The sequence below is a fragment of the Amphritea atlantica genome (assembly GCF_024347255.1).
GTDB classification, from domain to species: Bacteria; Pseudomonadota; Gammaproteobacteria; order Pseudomonadales; family Balneatricaceae; genus Amphritea; species Amphritea atlantica.
The window spans coordinates 3,561,229-3,577,183 of the sequence record NZ_AP025284.1 but is presented as its reverse complement, the minus strand read 5'-3'; the positions used below and the strand labels follow the sequence as shown (position 1 = coordinate 3,577,183).

Sequence of the window (15,955 nt, the reverse complement as noted above, 5' to 3'; positions counted from 1 at the left end):
GTTATTGTCTCGATTAATTAACACTTGCCCCTACCATATAAAGACTGCTTTAATTTATCCAATTGATAGTATTTCTATATAAAATAGATGGTATTTATTTTGTCTAATATCGATCTCAATCTTATCCGCACCTTTGTCACGCTTTATGAAGCCAAAAGTGTCACCCTGGCGGCGGATAAACTGTTTGTTACTCAACCCTCGGTTAGTTATGCGTTGTCCCGATTGAGGGATACGTTCAATGACCGGTTATTTGTGCGTGGCAAAGAGGGGATGGAACCCACCGTCTATGCCACACAGCTGTATGAGGTGTTCCGCGATTCATTACAAACCATTGAACACACCGTGGACAGCGCGCGAAATTTTGATGCGACGGAGACGGAGAAACGCTTCACGCTGGCGATGACGGATCTGGGTGAGATGGCACTGTTGCCCTATATATTCACAAAACTTCAGCAGCAGGCACCGGGGGTTGAGCTGGAGGTGTTGCCACTGGAGATCGACAAGGTAGAGGAGTGGCTTTCAAGCGGCAAAGTAGATGCCGTGATCTGTAGCCGGACTATTCCCGGGGCGCAAATTGAGCGTCGGGTGATACTGGAAGAGAGTTATGTCTGCGTCATGCATCAGCAGTTTGCCCCTGATGCTGATGAACTGACACTCGAACAGTTTATGAACCAGAAACATGCACTGGTGACGCGCAGCCTGGGTCATGGTTTAGCGGAAGAGGTTCTGGCTGATATGGGGCTGCAGCGCAAAGTCAGTTTAGTGTTGCCGCATTTCTCGGTGCTGCCATCATTGCTTAAACATTCACCGTTGATGGTTATTCTGCCACGTAAAATTGCTTTCGCTTTTTCTGAAATTGTACCCCTGAAGATCTATTCCCTGCCGTTTGAGGTGCCCTCCTTTGAGGTGGCTCTGAACTGGTCCAGACGAGGGTTGGAGTCTCCGGCTCTGCACTGGTTTCGTGACATCATTGCTGAAGCGGTAGGGGTGGAATAGCGTGGCGTTTCTGTTGCTTTAATCGACTGGTTTATCTGCAGCGGATATCCGGCATCTTTATGGGCTTAGTCAAAGGCCCCGGATAGTTCCGGGGCCTCTGGGCTTAACCTGTATTGATTCAGGCTTAAGCAGACCGATTACTGCTGATTTTGAGCCTGATATTTATCGATCAGGGCATTGGCTTTATCCAATAGTCTTTGAGAATCATAGCCATCGTCCTTCATCTGTTTCAGCCAGTCTTCGGTTACGAAGGCCAGTTTCTCTTTCCAGGCGGCAATTTCTGATTCGGGTAACTGATATAGCTCGTTGCCCTGATCAATAGCAGCCTGACGGCCGGTTCTTTCGTAGGTATCGAACGCTTCACCAATAAAACCCGCCAGCTCTACGCCGGAGTTATCATCGATCACTTTTTGCAGATCGGGCGGCAGGCTGTCATAGGCTTTTTTATTCATACTGAAAATAAAGTTATTCGCATAGAGGCCGCGCTTTCCGGGTATCTCCGTATGATGTTTAACCAACTGGTGTATTTTCAGTGGCTTAACAACCTCGAAAGGCAGGACAGCAACATCGATGACCCCCTTAGACAGCGCGCTTGGCATCTGTGGTACAGGCATGAAGACTGTATTGGCGCCCAGCCCTTCAAATGCAGCCGCCATGGTTTTATTTGGAGCACGGACTTTCATTCCATCCAGGTCTGCAACGGTGTGGATCGCTTTATCCCGCGAGTGCAGGGAACCGGGGGAGTGCACATGCATCGCCAGCAGGTGCACATCTTTGAACTCATCAGCCATCTCCTGTTCGGCATACTCCTGAATCGCCATGCTCACCGATTTTGCATCGGCTGCCATGAAGGGGAGTTCAAACACAGTGGATTTAGGGAAGCGGCCAGGCGTGTATCCGGTCACTGTCCAGCTGATATCAACGATACCCTTACGTACCTGGTCAAACAGTTGTGGTGGTTTGCCCCCCAGTTGCATCGATGGGTAGATATCAATCTTTATCCGCCCATCGGATTCCTTCATCACTTTATCTGCCCAGGGAACAAGGAAGTTCGTATGTGCGTTTGATGGAGGTGGTAGCATATGGTGCAGTTTAAAGGTGAATTCCGGTTCAGCCGCGCTGGCGCTGCCAGCCCCGAGTAATAAAGCACAAACAGCAATAGAACGTTTTATGGTTGTTTTTAGTTTCATGTAGGTACCTTTAAAGGTTATTTATTGTTATTGGATTCAGCACAGTTTTTTGTAATACGTATCAGCTAGCCAGTAACCCGATGTTCATATATCCAGTACTAAACGGGCGCTTTTGGCGCGGGAGCAGCAAGGCGCGAACTCTTCGTTTCTGGCGTGTTCTTCCGGGGACATATAGACATCACGGTGGTCTGGTTCGCCGGAAAGCAGGCGGGTGGAGCATGTACCGCACACCCCCTCTTCACAGGCAAAGGGAATATCAATGTCCAGATCAAGCATGACGTCCAGGGCACTTTTATCTGCCGGGATCTGGATCACTTCGCCACTACTGGCAATCTGAATTTCAAATGCACTATCGGCTTCGCCTGAGCTGGCTGCCGCGGCAAAATATTCCCGGTGTAACCGGGGTTCATCCCAGCCTTGTGCGGCTGCAGTTTGTAACACTGCATCCATAAAAGGGTTTGGGCCACAGGTGTAGAGATGAGTGCCCTGATCCGGATCGGCAAGCAATGCCTGCATATCCAGACGGCCCTCTGTCTGGCTGAAGTGGAATGTTACCCGGTCAGCAAATTCAGAGGTGTTAATGCGCTCAACAAAAGCGGCCTGCGCCGGGGATTTAGCGCAATAGTGCAGGGAAAAACTGGCACCGGTGTGAGCCAGGCGTTCGGCCATACAGAGCAATGGCGTGATACCGATGCCCCCCGCGATCAGCAGGTGATGGCTTGCACTGTGCTCCAGTGGAAACAGATTGCGCGGCTCACTGATGGTTAAACGGTCCCCCACATTGACTGACTCATGCAGACAGACCGAACCACCCCGTGAATCGGGATCCTTGAGGACACCAATTTCATAACAGTGGTGGTCATGGGGTGGGTTGCACAACGAATATTGTCGCACCAGCCCATTGGGCAGGTGCAGATCAATATGTGCGCCGGCACTAAAGGCCGGCAGTGCTGAATTATCGGTACGCGCCAGGCGAAACAGATGAATATCATCTGTTTCCTGCACCTTGGCGGTGACTTCGACTTCAAACATAGTATTCTCTCCGGGTCTTCATCGGGTCGTCAGTTAAGCGTTTGTCAGGCTAATGAAGATTCCGCGGCCTCAGGGTTTTCCTCTTTCAGAAGCTTGTCGATAATACGTCGGGCATGAACGCCCCCGGCATCAATATCCAGCTTAAGCAGTCGTAACTCGGGATTGGCCAGCAGGTTTTTCTGCTGTAGTTCCAGCATCTCCAGATCTTCAGCAAAAATGCCTCCCTGACCTTCGCGAATCGCGTCTGTCAGTGCCGGATCATCGGCTTTAAAGTTGCGTGCCATTCCCCAGAAATACCAGTGGCTGGTTTCTGTTTCAGGGGTGATGAAGTCGACAACGACACTGTTTACCCGCTTATCTGCCGGAGCTTCCCGGCCACCGTTACCGGCCAGAGCGACACCTACGTCGATCAGTACATGGCTTGGGGGGGTAAAGCGACAGATCTGCCAGCGATCTACCGGCTGGTCATCGGGCAAACCTTTGGTCCGCAGGTTCCCCTGCCAGAAGGGGGGCGCAATCACACTGTCCATGAAGCGGCTGGTGGTGACCTCATTACCCACTTTCTCTGTTTTAACCGGTGCTTCATCGATCTCTTTCTGACCGATGCTGGTGGAATGAACGTAGGTTTCGTGGGTCAGATCCATCAGGTTGTCGATCATCAGTTTGTAATCGCACTGGATATGATACAACCCGCCGCCGTAGGCCCAGTCATCACTGACTGCCCACTCCAGATGGGGGATAGCATCACTGCTGGCTTTATCGGCATCGCCTGTCCACACCCAGATAAACCCGTAACGTTCTTCGACAGGATAGCTCTTCATGCAGGGAAAACCGCCCACCCGCTGCTTGGGCATCGAGAGGGTTTTACCGTCGCGGCCAACTTTCAAACCATGATAACCACACACCAGGCCGCCGCCTTCGGTATAGCCAAGGGAGAGTGGTGCGCCACGGTGGGGGCAGAAGTCTTTCACCGCAGCGACTTTGCCATCGCCATCTCTGAAAAAAGCGATCTGTTCGCCACAGATTGTACGGCCGAGGGGTTTTTCTGCGATTTCATCAGGGGTACAGGCTACATACCAGCAGTTTTTAGGAAACATAGAAAGGACTCCGAAATAGTGTTGTTTGTTTTTATGGATACAATAATAGGCAAATCATGGGTGTATATGCAATAAAAAATGCATTTTTGGATACAAAAATAAATTTCAGTGGGTCGTGGTTGTCGATTTTCTCTGCTCAGCAAAGCGTGAATAGTGAGGGGGAGGAGGCTGAAAAGTCTGACTTAAAACAGAGCGTTATGAGGGCGGATGGCTAAGGCTGTGGATTAAGCTAACCCTGAACCGTTTGGGCCGGGTTTGTTAACCCGTCTTTATGCCAGAAGGTTATTCAGGCGAGTCTGTTCAGAAGAGCCTGTTCCGAAGAGTTCGATCAGAAGAGTTCGATCAGAAGAGTTCGATCAGAAGAGTTCGATCAGAAGAGTTCGATCAGAAGAGTTTAGCCAGAAGAGCTTAGATCAGCAGAGCTGATACCGAACGGTTATTTATCGGAAATGTCATCCAGGAAGAGCGAAAACAGTTCTGACTTGGAGTTGATTTCCAGCTTGCTGTAGAGGTTTTTACAGTGAACTTTGGCGGTACCGTGGGCGATGCCCAGCAGCTCTGCAATGGCGATTAAGGAGTAGCCCCGGATAATCAGTATCGCTATCTCGCTTTCCCGCTCCGTTAACAGGCCACCGCCGAAGTTTCTGAACACACTGGATATCTGCTCATGAATGATAGCGCTGGCGTCCTGCGAGCTTTCCTGAGTATTTTCGATATTCTGCCAGTGCTTTCTATAGGCGGAGATAACCAGAGGGGATATGGCCTGTAGCCGTTGTCGTGTGGCGGCTGTCGCCGGGGTTTCGATGACAGTGAGTGATATCTGTATCTGCGAATCGTTGTCCAGGTTTATGATAAACGCGGCTTCTTCATAGCCCCGGTTGCAGTAATGCTCGGTGTAGTAAGTACTCTCGAAAAAGTCATCCGGAGCGATCTCTTTGATAAAGTGTAAACCGGTTGATAGCCCCGTTTTAAAGGCATTATAGAACGGATCGATCATATAGAAGCCGTTCAGATACTCATCCATTATTTTGGAAGTTAACAGGGTTGAGTCAGGGGCTAGCAGAATCGTTGGACGGCTATTTTTATGAAAGTGAATGGCGAATACCGATTCACAGGGTGTGGCAGAGTTGATCAGACTGAGCAGGGCCGGAGTAAATGCGTCAGTACCACTCGTATCGATGAGTTCAGAGGCAAGCAGGTATATATTTTCTGAAGAATCTTCCACTCATACTTCCTTTGGGATTCTGACCTGATGGTGCTTAATAGATGTTGCTCAATAGTATATCGGTTGGTGAGTTTTTGTCGAATGGCAATTTGGGCGGGCGGGGAAGGGCACGAAACAGGTCAGCAAGCCTGCTGCAGGCTTGCTGATGCAACTATCAATGGATCAGTAAGATGCGTCCCGGTATACCTCGTTGCCGCCTAACAGGGTTAACAGTACCTTAGTCTTTTCAATTTCGTACGGGGAGATGGTATAGAGATCCTGATCGAGGATGATCAGGTCAGCAAATTTACCAACCGTTAAACTACCGGTGGTTTTCTCTCTCCAGGCTGCCCGTGCTGCATTGATGGTATAACCTTTGATTGCGGTATCGATATCGATGCGATATTGCGGGTTGTGTGCCGGCGAGCTTTCACTGGCGCCGGAAACCTGACGGGTCAGTGCTGTCTGCATGATAGCGAAGGGATCAAAGGTACTCACGCCCCAGTCACTGCTGAGTGCACAGACTGTTCCCTGACGTACCAGTTCACCAATCGGGAAAATCTGACTGCAACGTTCTTCTCCCAGCATCTCCAGAGCGATCTTATCGTTGTCCGGGTCCGGTTGAGCCCACAGTGGTTGCACGTTGCCATAAACCCCCAGTTGTTTGAAGCGGGGAAAATCTGATCCGGTGACCAGCTGTATATGTGCCAGCTGGTGACGGCTATCCCATGGACCATTCATCCGCTGGGCGTACTCAATACCATTCAGTGCTGCGTTAACGGCGCCGTCACCGATGGTGTGAACATGCAGCTGGAACTTCTCTTTATCAAAGGCGGCAAAGAACTCATTGATCTGTGGCTGATCAAACATCAGCGGTGCGGTTGAGCCGGTATCACTACGGGGTTCAAGCAGTGTCGCCGTGCCACTTTCAAGCACTCCGTCAAGGAAGAACTTAGCTGAGTGGAGTGACACCATATCATCGGCGTAGGTTTCCCGCAGCGAGAGAAGTTCCTGCAGCTGCTCTGTCAGGGGCAGGTGTGCAAAGATCTTCGAGGTGGCCGCAACCCGCAACGAGAGCTGACCGCGCTGATTCAGTGTACGGTAGTTTTCCATCGTTTTGCGAGGGGCGACGGCATCCAGAATGCCGGTGATGCCGTGCTGGTTGAACACTTTGCAGTAGTGCTCCATCGCCTCGAAATAATCCTCGTCGCTGAACGCTGGTGAGAAACGGTTCATTGCCCAGATGGCATCCTCATAGATATACCCTCTGGGGGAACCATCGGCACAGCGGGCATAGCTACCGCTGGCGGGTTCCGGGGTGGTGGCGGTGACGCCTGCAATACGAAACGCTTCGCTGTTAGCCCAGCCACTGTGATAGTCAAACGAGAAAATCAGTGCGGGACGCCCACCCGTTACCGCATCCAGTTGCTCTTTGGTTAGACTGTTTTCATTAAAGATAGAGGGGTTAAAACCGATCCCCTTAATCCACTCTTTATGGGGGTTCTCCCTGGCGAAACGCTCAATCTCATTGAGCAACTCTTCCATGGTTTTCATCTCATGCAGGGGGACATAGTGGAAGAAGTCGGCGCTGGTGGCCTGAAAGTGTATATGGGTATCCTGAAAGCCCGGCAGCACCAACTGCCCCTGAGCATCAATCATCTGAGTATGATTGTCAGCCAGCGCTTTAACTTCAGTGTTGCTGCCTACCGCGATGATTTGATCGCCATAGATTGCCAGTGCTTCAGCCTTTTCATTTATATCATCCATGGTATGGATGTTACCGTTAAAGATTATCTTGTCTGCGATGTATGGCATTGAATAAATCCATTTTTAAAGATGTGGACAAAAGGTATAACTGAGGCTGTCAGATAATAAATGCCTGACTATTTATTATGTTTTCAATTTTTTTAGAAAATATATCTCATACATCTGTCAGATTAACGTAATTAAGATCGGCAGGAATACCACGTTAGGTATAGATAATGATGGTTGATATAAATACTTATCGACGTAGATGGCACTATTTTTTACAACTAATGAAATAGGGGTATACCGGAGAAAAAGAATCTCTGAAATGATGGTTGCATACTAAAAAAAATGACAAACGTGAGGGTGACATGAAAAATTTTAAATCAATTGCAGCTATCGGTTTAAGTCTTCTTTCGGTGTCGGGTCTGGCTCGGGCAGATCTGGGTGCCAATGTTTCAGTATTGAGTGAATGGCGTAACCGTGGTGTCTCTATGACCAATGAATCGCTTGCCATTCAGGGGGGGATTGACTGGTTTAACCAGAGCGGTTTGTTCGCCAGCATCTGGGCCAGTAATGTTGATTTCTTTCCGACCGGACACCCTTTTGATGATGGTGCAACGGTAGAGCTTGATCTGCTGGCGGGTTATGCCGGTGCGATCAACGACGATATATCCTATGATGCCATCCTCTTCTACTATCAATATCCGGGTGATGAGGTTGATCAGGACTTCGCTGAGCTGAAACTGGGGCTTAATTACAATGGTTTTCGCTTAGGTTATGAGCATGCACCTGACTACATTAATTCAGGCAAGGCGTATCAGTATCTCTACCTGAACTACCAGACAGAGATTGTTGAGAGTGTGGGGCTGGAACTGCATGTAGGTTCTTCGTTTGGTGAGGTGTTTGACGACCCAACGACGCTGATGCTGGATAAATACAGAGATTATTCAGTGGGAATCACCAAGAGCTTCAGCGGTGTTGATATGAAGCTGGCCTATGTGAACACGGATATCTCCAGCACCTATGCGGTTGATAGTGGCCACATGGCGAATCAGGACGCCCTGGTGTTCTCCATTTCTAAATCATTCTAATGCGATAGTTTTGTCAGGGCTGTTGTATAATCCCCTTCATACAATAGCCACTGATAACTTTCTGAGTTTTAGCAACTCTAAAAGAAAACATATTATAAGTTTCAGAGGATGTTATGCGAATAAATAAAAAGATTCTCTCGCTGTGCCTGCTGACCGCTTCATGTTCAGTCAGTGCTGCTCAGGTTAATGTTTATAACTGGTTTGGTTATATACCGGAAGATTCTCTGCAGGTTTTCAGAGATACGTCGAAAACTGAACTGAATTATGATGTTTATGAAAGTAATGAAATACTTGAAACTAAACTGCTATCTGGCGGTTCCCGCTATGACCTTGTGGTGCCTTCGGCGAACTTTATGGAACGTCAGATAAAAACCGGTATTTATCAGAAAATTGATCGATCAAAAATACCCAACTATAACAAGCTTGATCCGGTTATTTTAAAGAAGGTTGAAGCCTACGATCCTGGTAATCAATACAGCGTTCCCTACGCCTGGGGAAGTGTTGGTGTGGGTTACAACGTGAAAATGATTAAGGAGCGTTTAGGCGAAATACCAGAGAATACCTTTGATATGGTATTCGACCCTGAAGTGTCAGGCAAACTGAAAGATTGTGGCATCGCAGTGATCGATTCGCCGGCTGAAGCGATGGCAATGGCGTTGCATTATCTGGGGCTGGATCCTAACTCTGAAGACAAAGGTGACCTGAAAAAAGCGGAGGCGATGGTCAGGGCTGTCAGAGGCAATTATAAATATTTCCATAATGGCTCATACCGCGATGATCTGGCCAATGGTGATATCTGTGTGGCACTGGGTTACAACGGCATCATTCTGGCGGGTAATGCAATCGCTAAGTCGATCGATCCTGATCGTGAGATCGCTTACTCGATCCCTAATATTGGCTCACTGATCTGGTTTGATGTGATGGCGATTCCGGCTGATGCACCTAATTCTGATGGGGCCCATGAGTTCATCAACTTTATCCTGGAGCCCAAGATCGGTTCATCTATCTCTAATATGGTGAAGTATGCAGTGCCAAACCTCGGTGCGAATGAGTATGTCGAACCGGAGATATTTAACGATCCGGGTATCTACCCATCAGATGAGGTGAAAGAAACATTGTTTGCCTTGCAAGCACATACTCAGAAGTTTGATCGTATCCTCAACCGGGCCTGGACCAATATCAAGACTAACCGGTAATTAAAACGGCCCTTGTAATACCTCTGGTGTTCGAGGGCCTGATCTTCTCCTTTTTTGTTATTAAGTTTTATTGCGGCAACATTTGCCAGTGACTTGTTCACTGGCTTTTTTTATTTCTGATTACCTTTTTGATCCGTGATTTGCCGCAGCGGTTAATCAACAGAAACAGGCCCGGGCATCAGCGGCAGGTCGATGTGAAAGTGTGCGCCCTTATCACTCGGCAGAGATTCTATATGTCCCTGCAGTAGCTGACTCACCAGGTTATATACGATATGCATACCCAGACCGCTGCAGCCCTGGTTTCGCCTGGTGGTCATAAAGGGTTCAAACAGTTTGGTGTGCCAGCCATCGGTTATGCCCACCCCGTTGTCCCGGTAGTCGATAGCGATCCGTTTACCATCGGACTTGACCTCAATCGCTATTTTGCCGCCGGACTGATTGTCAAAGCCATGCAGTAATGAGTTGAGTATCAGGTTGGTAAAAATCTGATAAAAACCGCCCGGGTAACTGTTTAACATCAGTTGATCAGGCCCCAGCACTGTTATTTCCGGATTGCACTGTTTCAGCTTAGGTTTCAGTGAGCGCTGTATCTCGTCAAGGTACTGGATCAGGTCGAACGCTCGGCGCTGCTCACTCGCCTGATCAACGGAGACCTGCTTAAAAGCACTGATCAACTGGGCCGCCCGCTCAAGGTTTTCACAGATCAACTGGCTGGTTTCAACCGCCGTGCCGGCCAGCGAATTATCCGGGTGCTGCTGTTGGTACAGGTTAGCCTGATCCGCGAGAAAAGAGGCGGCGGTATAGCCGATGCCAATCGGCGTATTAATCTCATGGGCGACGCCGGCAACTAAGCTCCCCAATGCCGCCAGTTTTTTCGATTCAACCAGCTGTTGCTGGGTTTCCTGCAGTTTGAGCAGCGTGGCACGCAGTTCTTCGTTGCTCTGTTCCAGCGCCTGGGTCCGTTCAGATACCCGCTGTTCCAACTCGGCGTTTAAACGTGCCAGTGAACGCTCGGCATCTTCCCGTTTACCCATATCGATCAGCATCGATTGACGCATGTGGTTCATCGAGTTGACCACCTGACTGAGCTCATCCTCTTTTGCCTGGGGCTTTCGCTTCAGAATCAGGGGGTTGTCCAACTGGTCGAGCCTGAGCCGTCGGGCATAGTCCGCCATGGTGCTGAGGTGGCGGGTTACCAACTGATTGAACAGGGTGAGGATAAAGATCGATACGAGGAAAGTTTTGATCCCCTGAGAGGCGAGAATCAGCAGCACTTTATCCGCCAGACGCCGATAGACCTCATCCAGACTGACGATCAGGGTCAACTGGCCGACATTAACCGGGGCATTGGTTTTATCGCTGTATTCCAATGGGAAGTGACGTTCAACTGTGGCGCCCTGTCTGGGCTTATTGCCTGCGCTGTAGTGATTGCCAAACTGAGAGGTTACTTCCAGATAGCGAATATCCGGAAGCTGAAGTAAACCATCCAGCTGCACCTGAATCTGTGTCGGGCTAATCTCCCATAAGCTGTTGGCAAGACTGTTCAGCGAGCTGGCTTCTATCTGTTGCAAACGCTCATCGATAGCGGATCGTTCATAGCGGTAATCGAGCCAGAGCTGAGTACCGGTGGCGATCAGGGTGATGATCGAACTATAGAGCAGTATGGAGGTGAGTAGCCTGATGCCGATGGGCTTCTGGCTATAAAGATCTTTAAACCTCTGGATCAGATTCATTCTATTCAATTGATTCACTGAGATCGGGCCTCAGCTCTTAAACCAAGGATCTTGCCGACGCTACGATTCCAGTTTGCAGCACATTCAGGGCCGCATCGTTCTGTCCATCTCGGTAAAATCACATCTTTTGCAATCTGGTCACGAATCGCCAGATCTTTCTCAGAGGGCTCTACCAGCACCATATTGCCGATTTCGCCAATAGGACAGGGGCCTGAACTCAGGCATGCCAGGGCTTTATCGTCTTCTTTGGCTGTTTCCTGCCACATCTGTTCGGTCAGAATGGCGATCTCTTTTTCAAGCAGCTGTTTCTGTGCCTCACTCAGGCGGTTCCATTTATCTATATTCATCGCGCCAAATGCCAGCCCCCAGCCGACCCGAAGCGTAAACCCATAAGGCATCTCTTTGTATAATTCAGCGTTATAGGCAGACATGGTTCCGGTAATGATACAGTCCAGCGTATTCTGAGAGAGTGCGTCAGGCACATCCTGATAGGGCATGTTGACTGGAATAGCCCCTGCGCCTTCAACAAAATCAGCAAGTGTCCTCAGAAACACCCGGATACGGCGTCCCTGCAACTCTTCAATGGTATTGACGGGTTGTTTGCACCAGATCATCTGACTGGGGAAGGGATAGAGGATCATCAGTCTGGCATTATATTTCTCGGCGAAAGCGCGCTCCAGGGTTGGAAAGTAGGCATCAGCAACGCGTCTTTGTACAGCGATATTCTGTACCAGCGATGAAAGATCAGCGCCTTCGAAAATTTCGCTTTCCTCCTCCATCGCATAGCCGGGTAAACCAAAGGCAAAATCAAATACGCCATTCTTCAGCAGGCGCATAATTTCAAAACCCCTGAGGCCCAGTTCGTCCTGTGGTTTAATCTCACCGACAATCTCTCCGCCGGAGACATCGGCGATATGCTGGTTCCAGAAAGGGCCTTCATGTTTTGGATAGTTGTGAAAATATCCCCAGGTGCCGACAGCCTTGATAATAATCGTATCGTTGGCAACGGCCAGGCTGCTAATGGTTGTGGTGAGCAGACCAAGTAACAGGGCGATCATGCAATTTTTATTGGTTTTCATAAATACCAGCGTTTTGATTCTCTGGTTAAATTATCAATGAGTTACCGAGAGTAGCCTATTATTATAGCGGTTGACTATAACCTACGGCTTAACATGGGTGACAGTCGGCAGGTGATCGCTCGGCAGTCACAGTAGCAGAAGACCAATTGAGTATACTAACGGGGTGATTGTTAATTATCCGCTGAAGTCGCTATCATTCTGAATCGGTTTATCATGGCGTCCTTTTTATGAAAAATGGTTATAAGTTAGGGATTCGTGGACGTTTTTTTATTGCGTTTGGTGTGCTGAGTGCATTAACGCTGGTCGCTACTATGATTAGCTGGATCTCCTATAACCGATTGGGCGATGAACTCAATAGCCTTATCAAAGGTAATATCCAGACCCTTAGCCTGATCTCTGAATTAAAAGAGGAGGGCACGAAGATAACTTTGCTGGCGCCTACCCTGTTAGCGGCAAAGGATGAGAACAGTCGTGAACAGATATGGACTGAACTCACCAGTGGCATCGGGGGGATGAGAGGGCTGTTGCCGAAAATTACGGCGATCACTACGGATCTTCAGGGGCAGCATCAATCCCTGGAACAGATTAAATCATTAGAGCTGACTCTGGCTGAACTTGATCGTTATGTGCGTCAGAATTTTGAGGTTCAGCGACTTAAAGTATCTGAAAATCAACGATTAAGGTGGGCCGGAGCCAACTTCTTAGCTGAGATAAAATCGGTAACAGAGAGGGCGCAGCTCTATCTTTTTAGCCGGATCAATGAGGATTACCCCGACGCCTGGGCGGTCCAAAATTACTCAGGAAATGATTCGGTCAGTGAGATCAATGCTGACCTGCAGCGGCTCTACCGGATCGAAGCGGATGTCAATTTGCTGACAAATCTGGTGGACCGCGCAGGGCATCTGCCCGACCTTAACTCTCTGATCGCCACACAACTCCATTCGGAGGATATTATTCAGCGAATCTTTCAGGATCTGCAGAAAGTAAACCCCTTATATGGTTTAGAGAGGCTTGAGAAGAGCGTCGGGAATATCGTGTCGCTGACCCGGGGGGAGGGGAATATCTTTTCCATTCGCAGCGAGGAGCGTCAGATTATATATAACGGCGAGGTGCTGCTGAGTCAGATACGTGAAGAGCTGAATCGTTTAAATGAGCTTATTGCGGTTCAGACGACTCAGACTGAAAACGCCGCGCAAAGCTCCGCTGATAATATTCGCGAGACTATTAAAAAGGGCCGGGTCTGGATGTTGCTGATGGTGGTGAGTTTGCTGTTTACCATTCTCACGGTCTGGCTCTATGTTGGCCGGAATATGGTGGCAAGGATTACCAGTCTGGATGCCAGCATGCGCTCCATCGCCAATGGCAACCTTGATCAGCAGGTGGAAGTTAAAGGCAGTGACGAGATCGGGACGATGGCGCGGTCGCTGGTGAGCTTTCGGGATCAGTTGGCAACGCTGCAGGAGGAGTTGGTACAGGCCGGTAAACTGGCCGCTCTGGGACAGTTGTCAGCAGGTATCGCCCACGAGATTAATCAACCCCTGTCGGCCATTGGCCATTATTCGCATAACGGTATCCGTTTCCTCAAGCTGGGCAAGCTGGAAGAGGTGGAGAAGAATCTCAATCAGATCTCCAATCTGAAGAAACGAGCCGCCATTATTATTACCCGTCTGAAATCGTTAGCCCGGCCGCAAAAAGACAATCTGGTGGCTGTGGAACTGAAACAGGCGGTGGATAATGTCTTACTGATGCTTGAGGGCGATGAGGTCAGAAAACTGACCGATATACAGGTGACGTTTGAATCCCAACACAATCAGGTCAATGCGGATCCGGTTCAACTGGAACAGGTGATCCTTAATCTTGTCACCAATGCTCTGGATGCCATTAAGGAACAGCCGGATAAACAGATCAGGATAGCGTGTCAGCGTAATAAAGACTGGCTGGCGATCTATGTGAGGGATAACGGGCCGGGCATCAGCAGTGAGTTGCGTGAACAGATCTTCGAACCCTTCTTTACCACCAAGCGGCGGGGCCAGAGCCTCGGATTGGGCTTATCGATCTCGTATAACATTATCAATAGTTTTGGAGGCAAATTAAGCGTGGATCTTGAGGCAAAAAAAGGCGCGTCATTTTGTATTCAGTTACCAGAATTTCGGGGAAGTAAATCATGAGTTCATCGACCTGTAATGGCCAGGTAATCGTTATCGATGATGAAGAGATTGTGCGTGAATCAATGATTCAGACACTGCAGCTGGAAGGCTATGAGGCGGTAGGTTTTGAAAACCCCGTCACGGCGATTGCTGAGTGCTCTGTGGGCTGGCAGGGCGTGGTGATCTGTGATGTGCGGATGGATCGCATGGATGGACTTGAGGTGTTGCAGAAAATACTGGAGATCGATGCTGATATTCCAGTCATTATGTTCAGTGGCCATTCTGATATTGCTATCGCTGTTCAGGCTATACAGTTGGGTGCCTACGATTTTCTGGAAAAAAATGACGACCCCCAACACCACCTCAATACGGTTCAACGGGCCTGGAAAAAGCGTCAGTTGGTATTGGAAAATCGGAGTTTACGGCAGGCCGTTGAGGGACAACATGAGATCCATAACCGTCTGGTTGGACAGACTTCAGGGATCGTGCGGCTCAGGGAAACCGTGTTGCAGTTGGCACAGATTGATGTTGACCTGATTATCAATGGCGCCACCGGTACCGGTAAGGAAGTTGTCGCCAGGTGTCTGCATGACTTCAGCCCCCGGGCCAAAAAACCGTTTGTTGCGCTTAACTGTGGCGCATTGACCGAATCATTGATTGAAAGCGAGTTGTTTGGTCATGAAACGGGTGCGTTTACCGGGGCCAACAGCAAGCGTATTGGTAAGATAGAGTATGCCAGTGGGGGCACGCTGTTTCTGGATGAGATAGAGAGTATGCCTGCCTCTTTGCAGGTGCGCTTGCTCAGGGTCTTGCAGGAGCGGGTGTTGCAGCGGCTGGGGGGCAATGCTGATATCAGTATCGATATCCGGGTATTGGCGGCTTCCAAAGTGGATCTGCGCGAAGCGTCTGACGCAGGCACTTTCCGGGAAGACCTGTACTACCGGCTCAATGTTGCCAGTATTGATCTCCCCTGTCTGGATCAGCGCAAAGAGGATATTCCGGTTTTATTCAGCCACTTTGCCGATCTTGCAAGCCAGCGCTTTGGCCGTGAAAAACGCCCCGTACCTGAGACGCTGTTGAGAGAGCTGTGTGCTCAATCCTGGCCGGGGAATGTACGCGAGCTGCGCAATATCGCGGAGCGTTGGGTGCTGGGGCTGCCTTTTGGCAACAGCGTTGATACCTCTCCTGAAGACAGTGATGAAACGCTTGACCAACTGGTGGCCAGCTATGAAAGGGGCGTCATTGTTGCTGCACTTAAGGCAAACCGGGGGCAGGCAGAGCTGACCGCTGAAAAACTGGGCATCCCACGTAAAAAGCTCTATTTGCGAATGAAGAAGTATGGCATTGAGCGCGGTGACTTTATCGGCGAGTGAGTTAAAACTGACCCAGTGGTGGTGATGCTGCTGAGTCAGAATTAACCCGTGAACGAGTATCTATTAAT

At 49.4% G+C, this 15,955-nt stretch carries 12 protein-coding genes; 5 read left to right on the top strand and 7 right to left on the bottom strand.

All coding sequences use genetic code 11. The annotated features are described in order from the left end of the window. Nucleotides 1-99: 99 nt before the first annotated feature. Entirely contained in the window at nucleotides 100-996 is an 897-nt protein-coding gene (locus OCU43_RS16535; RefSeq protein ID WP_091359527.1) for a LysR family transcriptional regulator, read from the top strand. Nucleotides 997-1,133: 137 nt separating this feature from the next. Here the strand turns inward: OCU43_RS16535 and OCU43_RS16530 are convergent, their stop codons facing one another. From OCU43_RS16530 to OCU43_RS16510, 5 genes are all read right to left on the bottom strand, one after another. After that, nucleotides 1,134-2,186 (bottom strand): TRAP transporter substrate-binding protein, encoded by a 1,053-nt coding sequence (locus OCU43_RS16530; RefSeq protein WP_091359529.1) that lies wholly within the window; start codon nucleotides 2,184-2,186, stop codon nucleotides 1,134-1,136. A gap of 84 nt (nucleotides 2,187-2,270) precedes the next feature. Next, complete coding sequence (locus OCU43_RS16525) at nucleotides 2,271-3,218, bottom strand: PDR/VanB family oxidoreductase (protein WP_091359531.1); 948 nt, start codon at nucleotides 3,216-3,218, stop codon at nucleotides 2,271-2,273. 44 nt (nucleotides 3,219-3,262) lie between these two features. After that, nucleotides 3,263-4,315, bottom strand: a complete 1,053-nt coding sequence (locus OCU43_RS16520; protein ID WP_091359534.1) for a Rieske 2Fe-2S domain-containing protein — start codon at nucleotides 4,313-4,315, stop codon at nucleotides 3,263-3,265. A gap of 436 nt (nucleotides 4,316-4,751) precedes the next feature. Then, the gene (locus OCU43_RS16515) at nucleotides 4,752-5,540 is read right to left on the bottom strand and encodes a helix-turn-helix transcriptional regulator (RefSeq protein ID WP_091359537.1); all 789 of its coding nucleotides are present in this window, start codon (nucleotides 5,538-5,540) and stop codon (nucleotides 4,752-4,754) included. Nucleotides 5,541-5,702: 162 nt separating this feature from the next. Beyond that, complete coding sequence (locus tag OCU43_RS16510; protein ID WP_091359541.1) at nucleotides 5,703-7,334, bottom strand: amidohydrolase; 1,632 nt, start codon at nucleotides 7,332-7,334, stop codon at nucleotides 5,703-5,705. 302 nt (nucleotides 7,335-7,636) lie between these two features. On the opposite strand from OCU43_RS16510, the gene OCU43_RS16505 reads away from it, so the two are divergent. Next, nucleotides 7,637-8,359, top strand: a complete 723-nt coding sequence (locus OCU43_RS16505; RefSeq protein ID WP_139203193.1) for a TorF family putative porin — start codon at nucleotides 7,637-7,639, stop codon at nucleotides 8,357-8,359. A 113-nt stretch (nucleotides 8,360-8,472) separates the two neighbouring features. Further along, the gene (locus OCU43_RS16500) at nucleotides 8,473-9,555 is read left to right on the top strand and encodes a polyamine ABC transporter substrate-binding protein (protein ID WP_091359547.1); all 1,083 of its coding nucleotides are present in this window, start codon (nucleotides 8,473-8,475) and stop codon (nucleotides 9,553-9,555) included. Between the two features lie 152 nt (nucleotides 9,556-9,707). Here the strand turns inward: OCU43_RS16500 and OCU43_RS16495 are convergent, their stop codons facing one another. Together OCU43_RS16495 and OCU43_RS16490 are read right to left on the bottom strand one after the other, a co-directional pair. After that, nucleotides 9,708-11,288 (bottom strand): sensor histidine kinase, encoded by a 1,581-nt coding sequence (locus OCU43_RS16495; RefSeq protein WP_091359549.1) that lies wholly within the window; start codon nucleotides 11,286-11,288, stop codon nucleotides 9,708-9,710. Between the two features lie 14 nt (nucleotides 11,289-11,302). Beyond that, a complete protein-coding gene (locus OCU43_RS16490; protein ID WP_091359552.1) occupies nucleotides 11,303-12,367 on the bottom strand; it encodes a TRAP transporter substrate-binding protein in 1,065 nt (354 codons plus the stop codon). 227 nt (nucleotides 12,368-12,594) lie between these two features. On the opposite strand from OCU43_RS16490, the gene OCU43_RS16485 reads away from it, so the two are divergent. Beyond that, the gene (locus tag OCU43_RS16485) at nucleotides 12,595-14,535 is read left to right on the top strand and encodes an ATP-binding protein (protein ID WP_261832942.1); all 1,941 of its coding nucleotides are present in this window, start codon (nucleotides 12,595-12,597) and stop codon (nucleotides 14,533-14,535) included. Beyond that, entirely contained in the window at nucleotides 14,532-15,887 is a 1,356-nt protein-coding gene (locus OCU43_RS16480; protein ID WP_091359559.1) for a sigma-54-dependent transcriptional regulator, read from the top strand. Before OCU43_RS16485 ends, OCU43_RS16480 begins: the two co-directional genes overlap by 4 nt. The last annotated feature ends 68 nt before the right edge of the window (nucleotides 15,888-15,955 follow it).